The 19,722-nt window shown below is 62.3% G+C and carries 20 protein-coding genes and 1 pseudogene; 7 read left to right on the top strand and 14 right to left on the bottom strand.

Features of this window, described 5'->3' with window-relative positions; genetic code table 11:
* Positions 1-25: 25 nt before the first annotated feature.
* Positions 26-784, bottom strand: a complete 759-nt coding sequence (locus AC07SI_RS28105) for an SDR family NAD(P)-dependent oxidoreductase (RefSeq protein WP_495006951.1) — start codon at positions 782-784, stop codon at positions 26-28.
* 106 nt (positions 785-890) lie between these two features.
* On the opposite strand from AC07SI_RS28105, the gene AC07SI_RS28110 reads away from it, so the two are divergent.
* Positions 891-1,787: a LysR family transcriptional regulator gene (locus AC07SI_RS28110; RefSeq protein ID WP_065909129.1), complete on the top strand. Its 897-nt coding sequence runs from the start codon at positions 891-893 to the stop codon at positions 1,785-1,787.
* Here AC07SI_RS28110 and AC07SI_RS28115 read toward each other — a convergent pair.
* A complete protein-coding gene (locus tag AC07SI_RS28115; RefSeq protein ID WP_065909132.1) occupies positions 1,784-2,701 on the bottom strand; it encodes a LysR family transcriptional regulator in 918 nt (305 codons plus the stop codon). The genes AC07SI_RS28110 and AC07SI_RS28115 overlap by 4 nt on opposite strands.
* Positions 2,702-2,825: 124 nt before the next feature.
* Between AC07SI_RS28115 and AC07SI_RS28120 the strand changes: the two genes are divergently transcribed.
* The 3 genes from AC07SI_RS28120 to AC07SI_RS28130 all read left to right on the top strand — a co-directional run bounded on the left by AC07SI_RS28120 (position 2,826) and on the right by AC07SI_RS28130 (position 5,833).
* Entirely contained in the window at positions 2,826-3,602 is a 777-nt protein-coding gene (locus AC07SI_RS28120) for a 5-oxoprolinase subunit PxpA (protein WP_120449624.1), read from the top strand.
* 381 nt (positions 3,603-3,983) lie between these two features.
* On the top strand, positions 3,984-4,862 hold the full coding sequence (locus tag AC07SI_RS28125) for a 5-oxoprolinase subunit B family protein (protein WP_065909136.1): 879 nt from the start codon (positions 3,984-3,986) through the stop codon (positions 4,860-4,862).
* Complete coding sequence (locus AC07SI_RS28130; RefSeq protein ID WP_495006952.1) at positions 4,859-5,833, top strand: 5-oxoprolinase subunit C family protein; 975 nt, start codon at positions 4,859-4,861, stop codon at positions 5,831-5,833. Before AC07SI_RS28125 ends, AC07SI_RS28130 begins: the two co-directional genes overlap by 4 nt.
* Positions 5,834-5,956: 123 nt before the next feature.
* Here the strand turns inward: AC07SI_RS28130 and AC07SI_RS28135 are convergent, their stop codons facing one another.
* The 4 genes from AC07SI_RS28135 to AC07SI_RS28150 all read right to left on the bottom strand — a co-directional run bounded on the left by AC07SI_RS28135 (position 5,957) and on the right by AC07SI_RS28150 (position 10,635).
* Entirely contained in the window at positions 5,957-7,573 is a 1,617-nt protein-coding gene (locus AC07SI_RS28135; RefSeq protein WP_495006953.1) for an inorganic phosphate transporter, read from the bottom strand.
* 176 nt (positions 7,574-7,749) lie between these two features.
* The gene (locus AC07SI_RS28140; RefSeq protein WP_065909143.1) at positions 7,750-8,772 is read right to left on the bottom strand and encodes a transporter; all 1,023 of its coding nucleotides are present in this window, start codon (positions 8,770-8,772) and stop codon (positions 7,750-7,752) included.
* Positions 8,773-8,974: 202 nt separating this feature from the next.
* A complete protein-coding gene (locus AC07SI_RS28145) occupies positions 8,975-10,147 on the bottom strand; it encodes a GAF domain-containing sensor histidine kinase (RefSeq protein WP_495006954.1) in 1,173 nt (390 codons plus the stop codon).
* 182 nt (positions 10,148-10,329) lie between these two features.
* Positions 10,330-10,635, bottom strand: coding sequence for a PepSY domain-containing protein (locus tag AC07SI_RS28150; protein ID WP_120449618.1), 306 nt, complete (start codon positions 10,633-10,635; stop codon positions 10,330-10,332).
* A gap of 154 nt (positions 10,636-10,789) precedes the next feature.
* Between AC07SI_RS28150 and AC07SI_RS28155 the strand changes: the two genes are divergently transcribed.
* Entirely contained in the window at positions 10,790-11,668 is an 879-nt protein-coding gene (locus AC07SI_RS28155; RefSeq protein WP_495006955.1) for a sterol desaturase family protein, read from the top strand.
* Here the strand turns inward: AC07SI_RS28155 and AC07SI_RS28160 are convergent.
* Entirely contained in the window at positions 11,660-12,325 is a 666-nt protein-coding gene (locus AC07SI_RS28160; protein ID WP_495006956.1) for a helix-turn-helix domain-containing protein, read from the bottom strand. The genes AC07SI_RS28155 and AC07SI_RS28160 overlap by 9 nt on opposite strands.
* Positions 12,326-13,453, bottom strand: a complete 1,128-nt coding sequence (locus tag AC07SI_RS28165; RefSeq protein ID WP_065909153.1) for a glycerophosphodiester phosphodiesterase family protein — start codon at positions 13,451-13,453, stop codon at positions 12,326-12,328. It abuts the gene before it with no gap.
* Positions 13,454-13,685: 232 nt separating this feature from the next.
* Between AC07SI_RS28165 and AC07SI_RS28170 the strand changes: the two genes are divergently transcribed.
* Positions 13,686-14,009 carry a DUF2025 family protein gene (locus AC07SI_RS28170; protein ID WP_201145755.1) on the top strand — a complete coding sequence of 108 codons (324 nt, stop codon included), beginning with the start codon at positions 13,686-13,688 and terminating at the stop codon, positions 14,007-14,009.
* A 350-nt stretch (positions 14,010-14,359) separates the two neighbouring features.
* On the opposite strand, the gene AC07SI_RS28175 is transcribed toward AC07SI_RS28170, so the two are convergent.
* The gene (locus AC07SI_RS28175) at positions 14,360-14,683 is read right to left on the bottom strand and encodes an antibiotic biosynthesis monooxygenase family protein (RefSeq protein ID WP_201145754.1); all 324 of its coding nucleotides are present in this window, start codon (positions 14,681-14,683) and stop codon (positions 14,360-14,362) included.
* Positions 14,680-15,387 carry a CTP synthase C-terminal region-related (seleno)protein gene (locus tag AC07SI_RS28180; protein ID WP_495006957.1) on the bottom strand — a complete coding sequence of 236 codons (708 nt, stop codon included), beginning with the start codon at positions 15,385-15,387 and terminating at the stop codon, positions 14,680-14,682. Before AC07SI_RS28180 ends, AC07SI_RS28175 begins: the two co-directional genes overlap by 4 nt.
* A gap of 80 nt (positions 15,388-15,467) precedes the next feature.
* Between AC07SI_RS28180 and AC07SI_RS28185 the strand changes: the two genes are divergently transcribed.
* Complete coding sequence (locus AC07SI_RS28185) at positions 15,468-16,361, top strand: LysR family transcriptional regulator (RefSeq protein ID WP_495006958.1); 894 nt, start codon at positions 15,468-15,470, stop codon at positions 16,359-16,361.
* A 6-nt stretch (positions 16,362-16,367) separates the two neighbouring features.
* On the opposite strand, the gene AC07SI_RS28190 is transcribed toward AC07SI_RS28185, so the two are convergent.
* The 4 genes and pseudogenes from AC07SI_RS28190 to AC07SI_RS28205 all read right to left on the bottom strand — a co-directional run bounded on the left by AC07SI_RS28190 (position 16,368) and on the right by AC07SI_RS28205 (position 19,608).
* Positions 16,368-16,889 carry a DUF1003 domain-containing protein gene (locus tag AC07SI_RS28190; protein ID WP_495006959.1) on the bottom strand — a complete coding sequence of 174 codons (522 nt, stop codon included), beginning with the start codon at positions 16,887-16,889 and terminating at the stop codon, positions 16,368-16,370.
* A 76-nt stretch (positions 16,890-16,965) separates the two neighbouring features.
* Positions 16,966-17,445 (bottom strand): methyl-accepting chemotaxis protein, encoded by a 480-nt coding sequence (locus tag AC07SI_RS28195; RefSeq protein WP_495006971.1) that lies wholly within the window; start codon positions 17,443-17,445, stop codon positions 16,966-16,968.
* Positions 17,446-17,514: 69 nt separating this feature from the next.
* Positions 17,515-18,285 (bottom strand): annotated as a pseudogene (locus tag AC07SI_RS28200) (PAS domain-containing protein); the annotation flags it as partial.
* Positions 18,286-18,549: 264 nt separating this feature from the next.
* Positions 18,550-19,608 carry a diguanylate cyclase gene (locus AC07SI_RS28205; protein ID WP_106802822.1) on the bottom strand — a complete coding sequence of 353 codons (1,059 nt, stop codon included), beginning with the start codon at positions 19,606-19,608 and terminating at the stop codon, positions 18,550-18,552.
* Positions 19,609-19,722: the final 114 nt, after the last annotated feature.

A 19,722-nucleotide genomic window follows, 5' to 3' on the forward strand; every position in this document is an offset into this window, starting at 1 on the left:
GGGCATTGATGCTAGCGCAGAACGCCTACAGAAACATGCCGCCTGAGGCCTCGATGCGCTGCCCGGTGATCCAGTGGCTGCCGTCGGCCAGCAGCGTCGAGATCGCCCCGCCGATATCTTCCGGCAATCCTGCGCGGCCGAGGGCGGTATTGTTGGCGACCATCGCGTTCACGTTGGGGTTATCGCGCACCGCGCCGCCGCTGAAGTCGGTGGCTATCGCGCCGGGAGCCAGGGTGTTCACGCTGATTCCGCGCGGGCCCAGTTCCTTGGCCTGATAACGCGACAACACTTCCACCGCACCTTTCATCGACGCATACGCCGAGTACCCCGGCAGGCTGAACCGCGCCAGGCCGCTGGAGATGTTAATGATGCGCCCGCCATCGCTGATCAGCGGCAGTAGTTTTTGCGTGAGGAAAAACGGTGCCTTGAAGTGGATTGCCACCAGGCGGTCGAACTGTTCTTCAGTGGTTTCGGCAAACGCGGCGTTGACGCCAATGCCGGCGTTGTTGATCAGGAAATTCAACTGCTGCTGGGCGAAAACCTCCTTGAGCACACCGCCGACCTGGCCGACGAAGTCGTTGAAGGACGCGCTCTGGCTCACATCCAGTTGCAGCATGGCGGCGCGGCCACCCAGGGCCTCTATCTGTGCCACCACCGCCTGGGCTTCGTCGGCGGCGCTGTGGTAGGTGCCGATGATGTCGACGCCCTGTGCCGCCAAGTGCAGCGCGGTGCTTTTGCCCAGGCCGCGGCTGGCGCCGGTGATCAATGCGATTTTACGGGTCATGGTGCAGTCCTCTCAGGTGGTCAGTGGGACTGAGTGTATTTGTCCGGCTGTAACGTGATAAACAGGGGTATATCGGAATCACTGGCCGGATAAGGCGAACAATCCCATGAACAAGCTGGAACTGCTGCGCACCTTTGTGCGCGTCACCGAACTGTCGAGTTTCACCGGCGCCGGCGAGAGCCTGGGCCTGCCGCGCTCCAGCGTGTCCGAGCATGTCCAGGCGCTGGAAGAGCTGCTCGGCACACGCCTGCTGCAGCGCACCACGCGCAAGGTGCAGGCGACCCAGGACGGGCGTGTGCTGTATGAGCGCAGCAAGGATCTGCTGGCCCACATGGACGAGCTCGAAGGCCTGTTTCGCCAGGATGAGGCGCAACTCAGCGGGCGTATCCGCGTGGACTTGCCCAACGTGATGGCGCGGGACCTGATCCTGCCGCGCCTGCCCGAGTTCATGGACGCCCACCCCTTGATCGAGCTGGAAATCAGCACCACCGACCGCCAGGTCGACCTGCTGGCCGAAGGGTTCGACTGTGTGCTGAGGGTCGGCGCACAGCCCGACCAGACGGTGGTCGCGCGGTGGTTGTGCAGCATGCCGATGATCAACTGTGTCAGTGCCGGCTACCGCCAGCGCCATGGCGTACCCGAGACCCTCGAGGACCTGGCGCACCATCAACTGGTGCATTACGTGCGCCCCTTGGGATCACGTTCGACGGGGTTCGAATACCAGCAGGGCGACAAAGTGCACCGCGTGCCGATGGCCGGGAGGGTCACGGTCAACAGCACCGACGCGTACAAATCCGCCTGCCTGGGCGGCTTCGGCATCACTCAGGTGCCGGTCCTGGGCATCCGCGATCTACTCGCCAGTGGCGAGCTGGTTGCCGTGCTGCCCGACTACCCGGCGCCGGCGCTCGATGTGTCGCTGCTCTACGCCGGGCAACGGCATTTGCCACAGCGTGTGCGGGTGTTCATGGACTGGCTGGCCGCGACGCTGCAAGCCCGACTCTAACGGCGAGCCGACAACTGCTGCGGCGCCAGGAAGGCGTCATGGAAATAATCGCGCACGGCCTGCATCGCCGGGGTAAACGCACGCTCGCGATGCCAGGCCAGCCCGACACTCATGGGCGTGACCGGGTCGGTCACGGTGAGGGTTTCGATGCGCTTGCCTTCCAGTGACCAGGGCCGATGCACCAGGTCCGACAGGATCGCCACGCCGCTGCCATTGGCGACCATGCTGCGTACTGCTTCCACCGAGCTGGTGCGCAGCCGCACCTGGGGCGTTTGCCCGGCCTGTTCCCAATAGCGCATGGCGCTGTGTTCGGCTTCATCGACGGTGAGCAGGATGTACGGTTCGCGGGCCACATCCGCCAGGCTCACGGCGCCGCGTTCGCACAACGGGTGATGGCTGGGCAGCCACAGGCGGCGTTCGGAGTTGAACAGGATTTCGGAGACGATATCCGCATGAGTCAGGTTGGCGGTGAGCACCACTGCCATGTCGAATTGGCCGTCGAGCAGGCCTTGTTCGATGGCCTGGCGCTCCTGCTCGAACACCTCGATGGTCACATCCGGGTGCCAGTGTTCCATGCGCTGCAAGTGGTGCGGCAGGAAGTAACCGAGCACCGTGTAGCTGGCGGCCAGGCGCAGCACGCCACTGGCGCGGTAGTCGGGCAATGGGCTGTTGAGGGCGTCGTCGACGCTGCGCACAATCACATAGGCACGGTTGAGAAAATGCCGGCCGGCGTCGGTCAGGTTCATGCCCTGGGCCGAACGCACGAACAGCTGCACGCCGAGCATCGCCTCCAGTTCCTTGATCGCCGTGGTCACCGCTGACTGGGAAATGTTGAGGTGGATGGCGGCCTGGGAAATCTGGCCGATTTCGGCGGTGGCGACGAAATAACGCACTTGGCGCAAGGTCAATGACACGCTGCATTCCTCGTAGGGGCCGGGCTTATCTGATTTTCAGAAGATGGGCTATCTGATAATAGATCTTCCCAAGGGGTCAAGACGCGGCCTACTTTTCCGCCATCACCTTTGCGGAGCGACCTCGATGCAGGCAGTGGATTTCAACTCGGACATGGGCGAAGGCTTCGGCCCCTGGACCATCGGCGATGGCGTCGACGCGCAGCTGATGGCCTATATCAGCTCGGCCAACATCGCCACCGGCTTCCACGCCGGCGACCCCGGCACCATGCGTCGCACCGTCGAGCGCGCCAAGCAACTGGGGGTGGCCATCGGTGCACATCCAGGGTTTCGCGACCTGGTCGGCTTCGGGCGCCGGCATATCAACGCTCCGGCCCAGGAACTGGTCGACGACATCCTCTACCAGCTCGGCGCCCTGCGCGAAATCGCCCGCGCCCAAGGCGTGACCCTGCAACATATCAAGCCCCACGGCGCGCTCTACATGCATTTGGCCCGCGACGAAGAAGCCGCGCGGCTGCTGGTGCAGAACCTGCAGATCATCGAACCGACACTGCTGTTGTACTGCATGCCCAACTCGGTGATCTGGCGCGTGGCCAAGGAACTCGGGCAACCGGTGGTGCGCGAGTTCTACGCCGACCGTGAGTACGATCTGAGCGGCTCCATCGTGTTTACCCGCACAGTGCGTGCGCTGGATCCTGCCACCGTAGCGGCGCGGGTTCTGCGCGCCTGTCAGACCGGGTTGGTGCGCACGGTGGAAGGCGAAGATCTGTTTATCGAATTCGATTCCATCTGCCTGCACAGCGACACACCCGGCGCCCTGGAATTGGTGGAAGCCACCCGCGAAGCCCTCGACCAGGCAGGAATCGTGGTGGCCAATGGGCTGCCTGCGGCCAACGGGGCTTGATGTGGTGAGCGGGCTTCCTGTGGCAAGCGGACTTTATGTGGTGAGCAGAATTCCTGTGGTGAGCGCGCTTGTTGTGGTGAGCGGGCTTGCCCCGCGTTGGGGCGCGTAGCGGCCCTAAAATCAGACGGCCGAGTTCTACCTGGAAGTACACAGGGGGCTTACTGGGGCTGCTGCGCAGCCCAACGCGGGGCAAGCCCGCTCACCACATAAAGCGCGCTAGCCAAAGGAAGCTTGCTAGCCAAAGGAAGCCCGCTCACCACATAAAGCCCGCTAGCCACAGGACGCCCGCTCACCACAAAAAAAACCGCTCAGCACAATAAATCCAATCACCCCTATTCATTTTTTGCCTGCCTTTCTATAACGATTCCAAGAGGAACAGACATGGCTCAAACACCCCCCATCCGCTACAGCTTCGGCGGTGATGAACACCTGTTTGCCGAGGTCAGCGAGAGCATGTCGCTGGAGGCCTTTTTCACGGGCATGGCCGTGACCCGGGCCGTGGAGCGCCTGGCCCTGGAAGGTGTGCTGGATGTGTGCCTGGCCAATGCGTCGTTCCAGATTCGCTTCGACCCCGACCGCATCGCGCCACACGTGCTGCTCGACGCGGTGCAGACCGCCGAAGCCCAGGCCGTGGCCGAACGCACCCTGCACACGCGCATCATCGAAATCCCGGTGCTCTACAACGACCCCTGGACCCATGAAACGCTGATGCGTTTTCGCGACCGCCACCAGGACCCCAGTGCGACCGACCTGGAATACGCCGCGCGCATCAATGGCCTGGCCGATGTCGACGCGTTTATCGCCGCCCACAGTGGCGCGCCGTGGTTTGTGTCGATGGTCGGCTTTGTCGCGGGCCTGCCGTTCATGTTCCAGATGGTCGAGCGCGAGCGGCAGTTGCAGGTGCCCAAGTACCTGCGCCCGCGTACCGACACTCCCAAGTTGACCCTCGGCCATGGCGGCTGCTTCGGCTGCATCTACTCGGTGCGCGGGGCCGGCGGTTACCAGATGTTCGGCGTGACCCCGGCGCCGATCTACGACCCGGCGCAGCAATTGGCCTACCTCAAGGAACACATGGTGTTCTTCCGGCCCGGTGACATCGTGCAATTCAAACCCATCGACCGCGACGCCTACGACCAGGCCGTTGCCGAAGTGGACGCAGGACGTTTCGACCTGCGCATCCGTACGGTGGAATTTTCCCTCGATGCGTTTCTCGCCGACCCCATCGGCTACCCGAAAACCCTGCAGGAGGCGCTGGCATGATCAAGGTCCTCAAACCCGGCCTCGCCACCTCCGTGCAAGACCTTGGCCGCGAAGGCTATTACCACCTGGGCATTCCGCCCTCGGGGGCGTTGGACCAGTACGCCTTGAGCGCGGCCAACCACCTGGTGGGCAATCCCATTGGCGCAGCGGGCCTGGAATGCACGTTGATTGGCCCCGAGCTGGCGTTTCAACAGGACGCCCTGGTAGCCCTCAGCGGCGCGTTGATGTCACCGCGCCTGGACGGTGAAGTGGTGCACCAGGACACCGCCTTCCACGTGCGTGCCGGGCAGGTGCTGCGCTTCGAGTTTCCCAAGGCGGGCGCGCGCACTTATCTTGCGGTCGCCGGTGGCATCGACGTGCCTTTGGTGCTCGGCAGTCGTTCCACTTACACCCTCGGTGCGCTCGGTGGTTTTCACGGGCGACGCTTGCAGGCGGGGGATGAGCTGCCCATCGGTACCGCCAGCGGACAGGGGCGCGCGGGCAACAGCCTGCCGATGGCGCTGCGCCGGTCGGTCGGTGGCGATGTGACGTTGCGCGTGGTGCCGGGGCTGTACTACGAGCGCTTGACGGCCGGTGCAAAGAGCAGCTTTTTTGCCGAACCCTGGACCGTCGGCTCCGAGGCCGACCGCATCGGCTATCGCTTCAAGGGCGGCAGCGCGCTGAGCTTCCAGTCACGCGAGCAGCCGTTCGGCGCGGGCTCGGATCCGTCGAATATCGTCGACAGTTGCTACCCCATCGGTTCGATTCAGGTACCGGCCGGGCTGGAGCCTATCGTGCTGCATCGGGATGCGGTGTCGGGCGGCGGCTACGCGATGATTGGCACGGTGATCAGTGCCGACCTGGACCTGATCGGGCAGATGCAGCCGAACCAGCGCGCGGGGTTTGTGGCGGTGACGCTGGAAGAGGCGCTGGAGGCGCGGCGGGTGTACAAAAAACGCCTGAAAATAATGGGCGGGTTATTCAATAGCTGAAAACCCATAGAACCAATGTAGAGCCGGCTTGCTCACGCCTGCGGTGTGTCAGTCGCCAGGTGTCCTGACTGACAGACGGCTTTCGCGAGCAAGCCCGCTCCCTCACGGTTAAACGGTGCTGTGTCAGAACAATTGGGTGAACAGCCAGTAGAGGCTGCCTGACAGCAGAATCGCCGCCGGCAGCGTCAGCACCCAGGCCATCAGCAGATTGCGGATGGTCTTCATCTGCAAGCCACCGCCATTGGCCACCATGGTCCCCGCCACACCCGACGACAACACATGGGTGGTCGACACCGGCAAGCCATACATATCCGCCGCGCCGATGGTCAGCATGGCCACCATTTCGGCCGATGCGCCCTGGGCGTAAGTCAGGTGGGTCTTGCCGATCTTCTCGCCGACGGTCACCACGATGCGTTTCCAGCCGACCATGGTCCCGAGGCACAAGGCGATGGCCACGGCGATCTTCACCCACAGCGGGATAAAGCGCGTGGAGTTGTCGATCTGATCCTTGAACAGCTTGAGCTTGCCCTGGGTGTCGGCGTCGAAATTGCCGACCTTGCCCTTGTCCATCAGGCGAATGGTTTCGCTGGTCAGGTACATGTCGTTACGTACGTTGCCTACGGCTTCGGCGGGGACTTTGGCCAGCGAGCCGTAGCCTTTGACTTCATCACCGATCTGGCCGGCGAGGGCGGCAAGCGCCGGTACCAGTTCCGGCGTGGCTTCCTTGGTGCGCACATAGGTCGACAGGATCGGCCGCGGGTCCCCCGTCAGCGCCTGCGGTGCGCTTTTCACCAGGGCCACCTGGGTCACTTCAGCCACGGCGGCGAACTGCAGCGATTGCTCGGCCGGCATGGTGCGGTTCAGCGCGTAGGCCATCGGCAGGGTGCCCACCAAGATCAGCATGATCAGGCCCATGCCCTTCTGGCCATCGTTGGAACCGTGGGCAAACGACACGCCGGTGCAGGTGGCGATCAGCATGCCGCGAATCCACCACGGCGGCGGAGTGTCGCCCTTGGGCGCCTTGTACAGCGCGCGGTTTTTGACAAAGGCGCGCAGGGCCAGCAATAGCAGGGCGGCAAAGGCGAAGCCGATCAATGGCGACAGCAACAGCGCATAGCCGATCTTGATCGCCTGGCTCCAATCCACCCCGCTGGTGCCGTCACGCCCGTGCATCAGTGCATTGGCCACGCCGACGCCGATGATCGAACCAATCAGCGTGTGCGAAGAAGACGCCGGCAACCCCAGCCACCAGGTGCCGAGGTTCCACAGGATCGCAGCGATCAGCAGGGCGAAGATCATCGCGAAACCGGCCGAGGAACCGACCTGCAAAATCAGCTCGACCGGCAGCAGGGCAATGATGCCGAACGCCACGGCACCGCTGGAAAGCAGCACCCCGAGGAAGTTGAAAAAACCCGACCACACCACCGCAAAATGCGGCGGCAGCGAGTTGGTGTAGATCACCGTCGCGACCGCGTTGGCGGTGTCGTGGAAGCCGTTGACGAACTCGAAACCCAGGGCGATCAATAGCGCCACGCCCAGCAGCAGGAACGGCGTCCAGGTGGTGACCACCGCGCCCATTTCGTGCATGTCGTGCATCAGGCTGTAGGCGGTGAACAACAGGCCCATGGCGAGCACGGCGAAGAAGATGATTACCGTCACCAGGCCGGGTTTCTTGTCCAGCCTGGGTTTGGGCTCGCTGTGCGAGGAGCGGGTGGAGGCAGTCAGGGAAGGGGTGGCCATGCCGGAGCATCCAGTGTGGGGAGGATGGCATCCATATTCATTGCAGAATGTTACAGAGATACTGCGGCAGGTCAGTGTTTAATCAATCGGCCATGCCGCCGGTCTATAACTGCCCCTTGGTAGGCGCCGGCAAGCCGGCTCCCACCCTCGAGGGCATTTCAAGTCGAGCGTGCGCTTCAGTAATCCTTGCGCTTGCGAAAGGCCCAGCGCCCGGCAATCAAGGTGAACGTCGCCACCAACGCCACCAGGATCCAGAAGCCTTCCGGGTCCTGGGAAAGCGGTACACCGCCCACGTTCATGCCGAAGAAGCCGGCAATGATATTGATCGGCAGCGCCAGCACCGTCACCACGGTGAGGGTGAACAGCGTGCGGTTGCTTTGCTCGTTGAGGTTGGCGGCGATTTCTTCCTGTAACAACTTGATCCGCTCACCGAGGGCCATCAGGTCATTGATGATCAGCGCAAACTCCTCGGTGGATTTGCGCAGCTCCTTCACGTCTTCCTTCTGCAGCCATTGCGGCGGGCGGTTGAGCAGGCGCAGCAGCGAGCCGGGTTCCAGCGCGAGCAGGCGTTGCAGGCGCACCAGCACCCGGCGCGCCGCCCCTAGTTCCGCCCGGTTGGTGGACAGGCGCGAGGACAGCAGCTGGTCTTCGATATGGTCGACGCTGATGCTGGTCTTGCGCACGATCTGGGTCAGGACTTCGCCCTGGTCGCGCAGCAGGTGCACCAGCAGCTCCAGCGGCGAGCGAAAGGTTTCACCGGCTTTCACCGACGAGCGCAGCTTGTCCACCGAGTGCAGCGGTTGCAGGCGCGCGCTGATCAGCAAGCGGCTGCGCGCGCACACCCACAGCGTGGAAATATCCGACGAGACCATGCTGCTGAAGTTGAACACCACGTCGTTGACCACCGCGAGCAAGGCCGAGTCGACATGTTCGATGCGCGTGGAGCGCGAGCCTTCATGCAGGGCCTCAAAAAATTCCTCGGGCAAATCCAGGTGCGCCTGCATCCAGCGCTCGCACGCGGCGTGGGCCAGGTTCAGGTGCAGCCAGAGGAATTCTTCGGGGTCGCCGGGTTGCTGCAAGGCCTGCAGGGCGGTGGCCGAGTCAATCTGCTCAGCCTTTTCACCAGGGCGAAAACGGAAACCGTAAAGCAAGCCGAACAGGTCGGAATCCTGATGGCTGTAGTCGAGGCTGTGGTTCATGGAGGCTCGCAGAGAAAGCGCCTGTAGGACGTTTCACAGGTTCGCGTGAGCGATCATTGCAAGGGGATTTGACAGTTTTGTGACGGTTCGCGACTTATTGCGTTGCGATGACACTTTATTGACCGCCTGTCAGCAACCGTTCAAGAAGCCTCTCTCACCAGGCATCAAGAACCGCTGCTGACAGGGACGCTTTGGCCCCTGATCAGGGGGTGGGCAGGCTGAACGTGAACACGGTGCCGTGCTCGGCGGTGGTCGACACGTTCAGCTCGCCGCCATGCGCTTCGGCGATCTGCTTGACGATATACAACCCCAGACCCAGGCCGGCCTGGGGGGTATCGGTGGTCGGACGCGAATAGGGCTGGAACAACCGGGGCAAGGCTTGCGCACTGATCTGCCCGGGGTTCTTGACGGTCAGGTTGAAATGGCCTTGCTCGATCTTTGCCGTGACCTCCACCGGTCCCTCGTGGCTGCCATGGTGAATGGCATTGGCCACCAGGTTGGAGAGCAGCTGCGCGAGGCGATCGCGGTCGCCACTCACGCCTTGCAGGTCGTCGATATTCGCCTGGATCACGCGCTGCGGGTGCACGCTCTGCACTTCCGACACCACATGTTGCAGCGCCTCCTGCAGACCCTGGCAATCGCCGATGTTCAACGGAATGCCATTGCCCAGGCGGCCACGGGCGAAGTCCAGCACGTCTTCGACCAACTGCGCGGCGCGGCGGCCGCTGGTGAGGATATGTCGCAGCAACGTGTCCGTGGCCGGATCCGGGTGCTTGCGCAGCAGCCGTTCAGCAGCGAAGTTGATCGCGAACAGCGGGTTGCGCAGATCATGACCAAGCACGGCGATGAATTGCTCACGCAGTTCGGCGGTATCGCGTTCTTCCTGCAATTGCGCGTGGGTGAACTGCGCGGCTTCTTCAGCTTCGATTTGCAGCGACAGCACCCGGGCGAATGACTCCATGGTCGACTGGATCGTGCTGCTGCGCAGCTCTGCAGGGTTAGGGTCGAGGGCGCAGATGGTGCCGAAGAAGTGCCCGTTGGTGCGAAACACCGGCACTGAGATATAGCTTTCGAAGTGATACAGGCGCGGCGTGTGGTGGTCGTGGTAGAGCGGGTCTTCGCTGGCTTTGTCGATGACCACGGACACGTGGGAGCCGCGAATCTCGTGGCAAATCGTGGTCGTCAGGTCCAGTTCGCCGCCGACGCCAAGGCCGAAGTCCAACTGATCGAGCACGGCGCACGCGGTCCAGGTGTCATCGGTCACCCGCGCGACCGCTGCGAAGCGCAGGCCGGTCATGTCGCTGATGACTTTGAGCATCGCGGGGACGGCACTGATGCGGCCAATGGTGGCGATGTCGGCGGCTTTTTGCCCCATGCAGCAATCTCTATCCCAACGTGCTGAGCGTTATGCCCCGGCCAATGGGTGGGATTTTAGCGACCTTGTGCCATGTGGGTGTAATTTCATTCGCAAAATCGAGGATTTTCTTACGCCCGCTGACGCGCGGACATAAAAAAACCGCGCCACCCGGAGGTGGCGCGGTTGCTTGAGGGGGCGACTCAAGTGTCTTGCTTGTTTTCCAGCACGGCGCCGGTCTTGGCGTCGAGCTTCACTTCAAAGCGTTTGCCGGCGGTGTCGGTCAGGTCGACTTCGTAGACCAGCACGCCGTTTTTGTGATCCAGCTCGGTGTCAGTGATGCTGGCACCGGCGTGGGTGGCGACGGCAGCGGCGTTGAGTTTGTCGAACGGCATCACGGCGCCGGACTTGACCAGGCCTTCAATGTGATCCGGGCGAACATCGGCCTGGGCCAGGCCGGCAGTCACGGTCAGGGCGGTGGCGGCGAACAGTGCGGTCAGGGTTTTCATGGTGTGTGTCCTTCTTCGGTGAGCTGTTTAAGTGGGATCAGGTTATCCAGCGCAACTTAATTCACGCTTAATTATTTCAAGCGGTTGCGCAGTTTGTTCAATCCGCCAAGGGCGCGGGATTTCATGCTGAGGGCTCACGTAAAGGGAGACTCGGATGAAACGGTTGGTCAGTTGGCTTTATGCGCCTGTCTTTTTTGCAGGGTTTATCGGGTGGGCACTCGCGTATGTGCAGGCCAGGCAACCGCAAGGGTTGCTGCTGGTGTTTGTAAGCGCGGTGGCGGTGTCATTTCTGGTCGAGCAATGGCTGCCGTATGAGCGGCAATGGAACCGCAGCCTGGGTGATCGTCGACGCGACACCTTGCATGCGTTGGTCAATGAAAGTCTGAATGCCGCGGGGTTGCTGATCCTGCCCGGACTGACCGCGCTGTTGGCGTTCGAAGGCCTCTGGCCACGAGGCTGGCCGCTGTGGGAGCAATTGTTGCTGGCCATTGTCGTGGCCGACGCCGGGATTACCTTGATGCATTACGCCAGCCACCGTGTTGCGCCGTTGTGGCGCCTGCATGCGGTGCATCACAGCGTACAGCGGCTCTATGGCTTCAATGGCTTGATGAAGCACCCCTTGCACCAGACGCTCGAAGCGACGGCAGGCCTGCTGCCGCTGATCCTTTTGGGCATACCGCTGGACGTGGCGCAGTTGCTGGCATTGGCCATCGCTGTTCAGTTGATGCTGCAGCACTCGAATGTGGCCATGCGCCTGGGGCCGTTGCGCTGGGTGTTCGCCTGGGCGCCGGTGCATCGGTTTCACCACATGAAATACGGGCGTGCGGGGGATGTGAATTTCGGGCTGTTTTTCAATCTGTGGGACTGGCTGCTGGGCACTGCGTTTGATCGCCCGCGCTATCGCATGGGGCCGGGGGACCTGGGGATTGGCAGTCGGCCGGATTTTCCGCGGGATTATGTGGCGCAGTTGTGTGACCCGTTCGCGGCGGTGAAGTCGGGCAAGGAGCCGCCGTTGCCGCAGGATTTACGTTAGGAACTGCACCTCCAGCTGGCGCAGGGACGCCCCGGCGGTGACGCCGAACAATTGCTTCATGGTCCGCGAGAAATGCGCCGAATCGGCAAAGCCCGCGCCGTGGGCGGCCTCGGTCAGCGTGCCGCCCGCGAGGGCCAGTTGCAGGGCCACACGCAACCGTCGCCACAGCACCAGGCGGCGCACCGGCACACCGAGCTGATCACTGAACAGGCGCTCCAGTTGGCTGAGTGAAAGGTGTGCCGCCTCGGCCAGGACCAGGGCCGACACTTTGCCGCCCAGATGTTGATCGAGACTGGCGAGTGCGCGCTCGATGCGTGGATCGTCGAGGCGCCGCCGGGGCAACTGGTGCAGCGTCTCGATAAACCCTGCGCCGCCCAGCAGCAGGGCCTGCAACGGCTCGGCAGCAAAGACGATGGGTTCGGCATACAGCACCTGCACCTCACCCTCGGCCTGGAGGATGGCGTGGCGGAGTCGCGAAGGAATGAACAGGCGATCGGCCGTGATCACGCGGCCTTCAAGGCTGACCGTGATGGGCCGGCCTGGGGAGAACATCAATTGATGGGCGTAGTGCGCATGGGGCGCGGTGCGCCCCAGCTCGCCGTGGATCAGGCCGTAATCACGGCGCAACCACAGGCGACCCGACCATTCGGGCTTCACTCAGTACTTATAGTCGTTCAGCAGGTCCTGCACGCTGGACGACGGCCAGCGCTTGTAGAACTTCAGCAGTTCAGCGGCGCGGTTGGTGAAGATGCCGTCGACACCGGCCTTCATCACCTTGTCGAAATCCACCGGCTCATCGACGGTATAGACGTGCACCAGCAGGCCTTTGTCGTGGGTCAGCTGGTTCATTTCCGGCTTCACCAGGTCGGTGTAGCTCTGGTCGCCATGGGCGGTCAGCTCGGCCGAAGGGCCGGTGCCGATGGCGCCGAGGCTCTTGGCTTCGTCGACCCATTTTTCGAACTCGGCGGCGTCTTTCGGCTCTTGCTTGGCGTAGTAGGCAGCCTTGGTGGTTTCGCCGGACTCAGCGAAGGTCTGTGTCGATTTCGGCTCGATGCTGCCAGGGCCGACCCACAGCAGCAGGATCTTCGGCGTGTTCGGCATTTCTTTCTGCAGTTCTTTCAGGCTGGCCGTCTCGAAGGTTTGCAGGACCACGCGCCCCTTGCCCTGGCCGACACCGGTGTTGCTCTTGCCCAGCTTGGAGCCGGCAGAGCTCAGCCAGCCTTTATCCAGCAACTTGTTTTTCAGGTCGGCTTCGATGCCCGGGAACTGCTTGGGCTCCTTGGTCTCGATGTACAGGCCGGGTTTGTGCTGCGGGTTGCCTTCGGCGATCTTGATGATGTCGTCCAGGCTCTGGATTTTCAGGCCGACGAAGCCCGGACGTGCGCGGTCGGGGTAGGCGGCGTTGAACCAGCTGCCGGCGTCGAGGGTTTGCAGTTCTTTCCAGGTGAATTCGTTGGCCGGGGCGTCCTTGCGCTCGGGGAACTTGGTGGCCACGTCGGTGGTGCGCTGCAGGTTGTTGTCGTGGAGGGCGAACAGTACGCCGTCCTTGCTGCGCTGCAGGTCCATTTCCAGGTAGTCGGCACCCAGGTCGCGGGCGACCTTGTAGGCGGCGGCGGTGGATTCCGGGGCATCGTAGGACGCGCCACGGTGAGCGATCACGGCAGGGTAGGGAATGCCTTCGTTTGTCGCCAATTCAGCCGGGCTGATCGGGTCGGCAGCCTGTGCCTGGCCGAGGCCCAGCGCCAGGGCGAGCAGCAGGGCGCTCTTGGAAAACGTGACAGGCATATGCGAAGTCCTTTCGTGGAGGTAGCTTTGAGAAGGCCTCCTTTTTAACAATTGATTGCGAAAGGCGCTATCACCAAACCGACATTAACGTGCGCACCCGCCAATTTTCTCGGTTTTTTTGCCGTGCATTGCAGTACTCTTGCCCGAAGCTGCTCCGTTAGAGGGCAGTACTTTCTGCCACGCGTGTAAACCATCTTTCCAGTCCCCGTGGGACTTTTCAGTGAGGTTTACCATGCGCATCACTTCCGAGCTTATCTGCCAGGCCGCCGACCAACTCCGTGGCTTTGTCGGCCTCAACCGCAAGACCGGCCAGTACATCGTGCGTTTCAGCGAAGATGCCTTCGGCATGGACGTGGCTGATGACGGCATCATTCCCACCGCCGAATTCGTCTGGCTGCCCGCCGCCGAGCAGACCATGACCCTGTCGCGCGAACGAATCCAACTGCTGCTCGACCAGAACATCGACGACCGCATCAACATCACCGAGCCATTGCGGGCGTACATGCGCCGGGTGGAGATTCCGCAGATCAGTGCGTTGCGTAGCCTGGTGAGCTAGGTCGACGGGTTTTCAGTCTTATGAAGATCAACATGTGGGAGCTGTGCCTGGCACAGGATCAAGGCCTACCACTGATAAATGTGGGAGCTGGCTTGCCTGCGAAGGCGGTGGGTCAGCTGGCTTAGCTTTTACTGATACACCGCTTTCGCGGGCAAGCCCGCTCCCACATTGGAGCGGTGTCGGGCTCGGGATTCAGGGCTGGCACCAATAAGATTGGGAGCTGTGCCTGGCACAGGATCAAGGCTTACCACATGATAAATGTGGGAGCTGGCTTGCCTGCGAAGGCGGTGGTTCAGCCACTGCATGAATTGGCTGAAAAAATGCCATCGCAGGCAAGCCAGCCCCCACCGTCACACCGCTCCAAAGGCGTAGGCCCGCTCCACCTTGCACACCCGCGTCTGAAACGCGGAGTACCAGGTGGAGCGCCCTTGCTCACGTACCGCGCGATGTTCTGCCTGCTGCTTCCACGCCAGGATCGCCGCCTCGCTGCTCCAGTACGAGACGGTAATCCCCAGGCCATTTTCACGCGCCGATTCCACGCCGAGAAACCCCGGCTGTTCGCGTGCCAGTTCCAGCATGCGGTTGGCGGCCTCGCCGTAGCCGTGATCACCTTCGGTGCGCAGTGAGCTGAAAATCACTGCGTAATACGGCGGGGTCGGTGTGGTCGCGATCATGCCACTGTCTCCTGGCATGCCTTGAGCAGGGCGATCGCCAACGGTGGCGTGATGCCCCTGAGGGCGGCGCGTTCCGGCTGAAACAACGTAGCGACAAAGAACGGATGATCGAGCAACTCCACGGCGCGCAGGTCGCCCGCCGAATCGTGCCCGCTGGGAATCAACTCGCGTTCCAGCAATGCCTGTGCAAATCCGGGGTTCATGCCGTAGCGGCAGCGATAGCCTTCCTCGATGTCGAGGGTGCCATAAGCGTCGGCGATGCGCGTGTAGGGGGTCAAACGCACGGTGTCAGTGGCCTCTACCAGCGAGCAGCTCAGCGGTGCGATCACCGCGCGTTGGGCCTGTGGCGCCAGTTCACCATGTTCCGCGTCGGCCCAGCCCAGTACGTTGCGGGCATATTCCAGCACCGCATGTTGAAAGCCGCCGCAGGTGCCGAGGAAAGGTCGCCGTTGTTCGCGGGCAAACCGGATGGCGCGCAGGGCACCGTCAGTGTCGCGGTAAGGGCTGGCAGGCACGCACCAGAAACCGTCGAAACCGTGCAATGGGGTGGCGGGCGTGAGCGTGTCGGTGTCGATCCATTGCAGGTGAACCTTCAGCCCAAGGCTGTCGGCGGCCAGCTGCAACGCGACGGGAATGGCCTGGTGCGCGGGGACATCGGGGTTGTAGTCGCCGATCAGGGCGAGGTGCAGAGCAGTAGCTTTCATCGTGTGCGTCCCATGGCTTGTGGTGTCCTGGTGCGCACTATAGATTGGCGTTCACGCAATCAATATTGGCGTTTATCCACATGCTCATTGCAGCCACGCACTATCAAATTGACTACGCCGACTTGTCATTGATCCTCGCCCTGGTGCGCGGCGGCAGTCTGGCCCGGGCGGCGGCGTTGTTGCGGGTGGATGTGTCCACAGTATTTCGCGCGGTGCGCCGGCTGGAGGCCGCGTTAGGCCAGACGCTGTTTGAAAAGAACCGCGCCGGTTACCTGCCCACCAGCTTGGCGAGCAACCTGGCGCAACAGGCCGAGCGCGCCGAGCAAGCCCTGGAGGCAGCGCGGGTTGGCGTGGAGCAGGGCGGTGAAGTGATCAGTGGCACGGTGCGCCTCACCTGCACCGACTCGGTGCTGCAAGGCCTGTTGCTGCCGGCGCTGGCGCAGTTCATGCCGCAGTTCCCGGCGCTGACCCTGGAGCTGAGCACCTCGAATGACTTTGCCAACCTCAGTCGCCGCGATGCCGACATCGCCCTGCGCCTGACCAGGACGCCACCTGAGCATCTGGTCGGTCGATGCCTGGGCACCGTGGCTTATCAGGTGTGCGCCAGTGCAGCTTACGCGCGCGAGCATCAAGGTCGGGCGCTGGCCGATCTGGCATGGGTCGCGCCGGATGATTTCCTCCCCGACCATCCCACCGTGGTCTGGCGACGCGAACATTTGCCGGGTGTACGCCCCAGTTATCGCTGCAACAGCATGTTGTCGGTCACCGAGCTGGTACGCGCGGGGCTGGGTGTGGCGGCGTTGCCGGATTTCCTCCTGGATGATGCCCTGCACCCAGTGGGCCCGGCATTGGCAGGGCACGACACGGCGCTATGGCTGCTGACGCGTCCCGATTGCCGCGCCTTGCGCTCGGTGGTGACGCTGTTTGATGAGTTGGGCCGACATGTGCAGGTCAAGCCGTCCCACACTGCATAGACGCGGTTACTTGGGTTTTCGCACAAACTGCTCATGCATTTCGCACGTCAGTATTTCGATTCGCTCAGTCAGCTGTTTGGTCATTTCTGTCAGCCGGGTGTTCTGCTCCAGCAGTTCCAGCAACTGCTTGGTGGTCTGCGCGGCCTGGGCCTGGCGTTCGGTATTGGCCACGGCCAGCGCCTCACGGTGCTGCGCATCGGCGTCCGACTGGGCTTTGTCGCGGGCGGCCTGGCGTGTCTGGGCCAGCAGGATCAACGGCGCGGCGTAGGCAGACTGCAAGCTGAAGGCCAGGTTGAGCAGGATGAACGGGTACACGTCGAAGTGGGTGATGCCGGTGATGTTCAGCACCACCCACAGGATCACGATCGCGGTTTGCGCGCCGAGAAAGGTCGGCGTACCGAAGAAGCGCGCAAACGCCTCGGCCTTGAGCGCGAAGGTGTCGTTGCCGAAGGTCGGCGCCAGGTGGGCGTGGACACGATGGAAACGCAGGTGGTCGACGGGGGCGGTTGCAGGCTTGTCTGGGGTCATGGCGGGCTCGAATCTTCTGCTTGGAGACAATCAAGCACTATAGACCGAGCCCTCGGCCGCACACATGAAGATCGGGTCAGCCGTTGCCACGTTCATTGGCAAACGCACTGACAGCCTGCACCGCCTCGCTGGTGCCTTCACGAATCTGCAGGATCACCGTGCCGGCCTGGTTGGCCAATTCCACGCCCTGGGCGGCGCGGTCGCGGGTGGCGTCCATGCTGTCGATGGCCAGGCGGGTTTCTGCCTGAATCATCGCGATCATGCTGGATATTTCCGTGGTCGAGCCGCTGGTGCGCGCCGCCAACTGGCGCACTTCATCGGCCACCACGGCAAACCCCCGGCCCTGTTCACCGGCGCGCGCGGCTTCGATGGCGGCGTTGAGGGCGAGCAGGTTGGTCTGGTCGGCGATGCCACGGATGGTGTTGACGATGGTGGTGATCTGCTGCGAGCGCTCGCCGAGCTTGGCGATCAGTTGCGACGAATCGTCGATATCTGCAGAAATATCACGCATGCCAGCGGCAGTTTTCTGAATCACTTCAGCGCCTTTTTCTGCCATGTCCTGGGTATGCAGGGACAAGTGATAGGCCTGGGCTGCACTCTGTGCATCGGCAGCATGTTGCTGCACGCGTGCGGTGACATCCGAAGCGAACTTCACCACTTTGCACAGGCGCCCGCTGGCGTCGTACACCGGGTTGTAGTTGGCCTCAAGCCAGACGGGCTGGCCATTTCTATCCACGCGCTCGAACTGGCCGCTGAACATTTCACCCTGGTTCAGGCGTCGCCAGAAATCACTGTATTGCGAGCTGGCGGCGGTCTGGGGTGTGCAAAACAGGCGGTGATGCTTGCCCTGGATCTGCGCCAGGCTGTAGCCCATGCGCTGCAGGAAATTGGCATTGGCGGTGAGGATGGTGCCGTCGAGGTTGAACTCGATCACGGCCATCGCCCGGCCGATGGCGTCCAGCTTGGCATTGGCTTCACTTTCGGCCTGCAGGCGCGGCGTGACGTCCATGGCGTACTTGACCACGCGAACCACTTGACCGGTGTCATCGCGCACGGGGTTGTAGCTGGCCTCCAGCCACACCGACTGACCGTTGCCGGCTACCCGTTCGAAGGTGCCGGACTGGAATTGACCACTGCGCAGGTTCGACCACCACTGGCCATACTCGGCGCTGCGGGCGAAGTCGGGGGTGCAGAACATGCGGTGGGGCTGGCCCACCACCTGCTCGGCGCGGTAGCCCATGGTCTTGAGGAAATTGTCATTGGCACGCAGCACGTTGCCGTGCAGGTCGAATTCGATCACGGCCATGGAGCGCTCGATGGCATCCAGCAGGCTGGCCTGGTGGGCGACGGTGTGCTGCAGGGCACTGATGGTTTTCTTGTGGGCGTTGAATAGCATGTTCGGGGGCTCGGGCAAGCAAGCTGCAGGGAGTATCCATGTATATGCGCCTGCCCCCGTAAGGCCTATGCCGTACGGTTGACGTGCTCATTGTCAGCCTCCTTGTGCTGACAGCGGGGGTGGAACAACGGGTTAAGAGTGACCAGCCTGACAAGAAGTTCGCCCGATGGGCAGGACCTTTCTTGGGTAGTCGACGAGTGGTGGCATTATGATTTCATTTGCGCTGTTACGCGGAAGATTCAGACGAGGTGTCGTAGGACAACTTCAGGCGGAATGGGCGATCTTTTCCTCGCTGATGTTGACCCGATTGCGCCCGGTGTCCTTGGCGGCATACAGCGCGCGGTCAGCGGCATTCAGCCACATGGCTGCATCGGTGAAGTACGGCTGGAAATCCGCCAGGCCGATACTCAGGCTCACTCGCAGTTCGGGGATTTGCGGGTTGCGGTAATTACTGAAGGTTTCGCGCATGCGTTCCATCAGTTGCGCGGCTTGTTCCAAGGGCATTTGCGGAAGAATCACACAGAACTCATCGCCCCCGTAACGTCCAGCCAGGTCGTTTTCCCGCAGGTTACGCCGCAGCTCGACGCTCAGTTGGCGCAATACTGCATCGCCGATGATATGGCCGTGGCTGTCGTTGATCTGCTTGAAGTGGTCGATATCGATCAAGGCGATGGTGGCGTGGCTTTGTTGTTGCTGGCACTTGTGGAACTTGAGGTGGAGCAGGTCTTTCCAGGAACCGTGATTGAGCAGGCCGGTGAGACTGTCGGTGCGGCTCAGGGCACTGAGGGCGCGTTTGTGTTCCGACAGCTTGATTGCCAACTGGTAGCAGACCATGCCGATGGCCATCGGGTAGAGGGTCAGCATGGGCAGGCAGGTATAGACCTGCAGCAGGCTGACATCAGGATTGAACTGGAAACCGAACAGCGTGCCTGCCACGCCGATCCCGAGGGCTTGTGCGAGCAGGCCGCGCAGGAACAGGCGCTTGCCGCCGGCGGCGACGTTGTTCATGGTCATCATCGACAGGATGGTCACGGCCGTCAGCGGGGTGAACTGCGTGGCGGCGGCCCAGAAACCGCCAAACAACGAGTCGTACAGCAGGTTGCGCTGCTCGGCCTTGTAGGGGTACTGCGAGCGAGTCGACAACTGATACGCCACGTGCGCCCAGGCGAACCCATTGAACAACAGCAAGGCCCAGACCCAGCCGGGCATCGCGAGCGGGTAGAGGGCACCGATGACACTGATGCAGCCAATGCCCAGGCCGATGATCCTTGGCTTGTAGATACGTTTGGCAAATGAAAGCCCTTTGCCTTGTCTGTTTTCCATAAATTCCCGGATCAACTCTGTTGCAGATACGACGACACACGTTCGCAGGATTAACCGTTGATCGGATAATGCCTGTGAATATTGTCAGTTATTCCCGTGGGAATAATCAGTGTC

Source organism: Pseudomonas sp. GW821-FHT05D12 (assembly GCF_059419825.1).

Excerpts from the sequence above, each read along its gene's own strand:
- AC07SI_RS28110 (WP_065909129.1), top strand. The coding sequence starts at position 891 with ATGAACAAGCTGGAACTGCTGCGCACCTTTGTGCGCGTCACCGAACTG.
- AC07SI_RS28165 (WP_065909153.1), bottom strand. The coding sequence starts at position 13,453 with ATGCCTGTCACGTTTTCCAAGAGCGCCCTGCTGCTCGCCCTGGCGCTG.
- AC07SI_RS28145 (WP_495006954.1), bottom strand. The coding sequence starts at position 10,147 with ATGGGGCAAAAAGCCGCCGACATCGCCACCATTGGCCGCATCAGTGCC.
- AC07SI_RS28170 (WP_201145755.1), top strand. The coding sequence starts at position 13,686 with ATGCGCATCACTTCCGAGCTTATCTGCCAGGCCGCCGACCAACTCCGT.
- AC07SI_RS28150 (WP_120449618.1), bottom strand. The coding sequence starts at position 10,635 with ATGAAAACCCTGACCGCACTGTTCGCCGCCACCGCCCTGACCGTGACT.
- AC07SI_RS28155 (WP_495006955.1), top strand. The coding sequence starts at position 10,790 with ATGAAACGGTTGGTCAGTTGGCTTTATGCGCCTGTCTTTTTTGCAGGG.
- AC07SI_RS28180 (WP_495006957.1), bottom strand. The coding sequence starts at position 15,387 with ATGAAAGCTACTGCTCTGCACCTCGCCCTGATCGGCGACTACAACCCC.
- AC07SI_RS28140 (WP_065909143.1), bottom strand. The coding sequence starts at position 8,772 with ATGAACCACAGCCTCGACTACAGCCATCAGGATTCCGACCTGTTCGGC.
- AC07SI_RS28125 (WP_065909136.1), top strand. The coding sequence starts at position 3,984 with ATGGCTCAAACACCCCCCATCCGCTACAGCTTCGGCGGTGATGAACAC.
- AC07SI_RS28105 (WP_495006951.1), bottom strand. The coding sequence starts at position 784 with ATGACCCGTAAAATCGCATTGATCACCGGCGCCAGCCGCGGCCTGGGC.
- AC07SI_RS28205 (WP_106802822.1), bottom strand. The coding sequence starts at position 19,608 with ATGGAAAACAGACAAGGCAAAGGGCTTTCATTTGCCAAACGTATCTAC.
- AC07SI_RS28195 (WP_495006971.1), bottom strand. The coding sequence starts at position 17,445 with ATGGCAGAAAAAGGCGCTGAAGTGATTCAGAAAACTGCCGCTGGCATG.
- AC07SI_RS28175 (WP_201145754.1), bottom strand. The coding sequence starts at position 14,683 with ATGATCGCGACCACACCGACCCCGCCGTATTACGCAGTGATTTTCAGC.
- AC07SI_RS28135 (WP_495006953.1), bottom strand. The coding sequence starts at position 7,573 with ATGGCCACCCCTTCCCTGACTGCCTCCACCCGCTCCTCGCACAGCGAG.
- AC07SI_RS28120 (WP_120449624.1), top strand. The coding sequence starts at position 2,826 with ATGCAGGCAGTGGATTTCAACTCGGACATGGGCGAAGGCTTCGGCCCC.
- AC07SI_RS28185 (WP_495006958.1), top strand. The coding sequence starts at position 15,468 with ATGCTCATTGCAGCCACGCACTATCAAATTGACTACGCCGACTTGTCA.
- AC07SI_RS28130 (WP_495006952.1), top strand. The coding sequence starts at position 4,859 with ATGATCAAGGTCCTCAAACCCGGCCTCGCCACCTCCGTGCAAGACCTT.
- AC07SI_RS28190 (WP_495006959.1), bottom strand. The coding sequence starts at position 16,889 with ATGACCCCAGACAAGCCTGCAACCGCCCCCGTCGACCACCTGCGTTTC.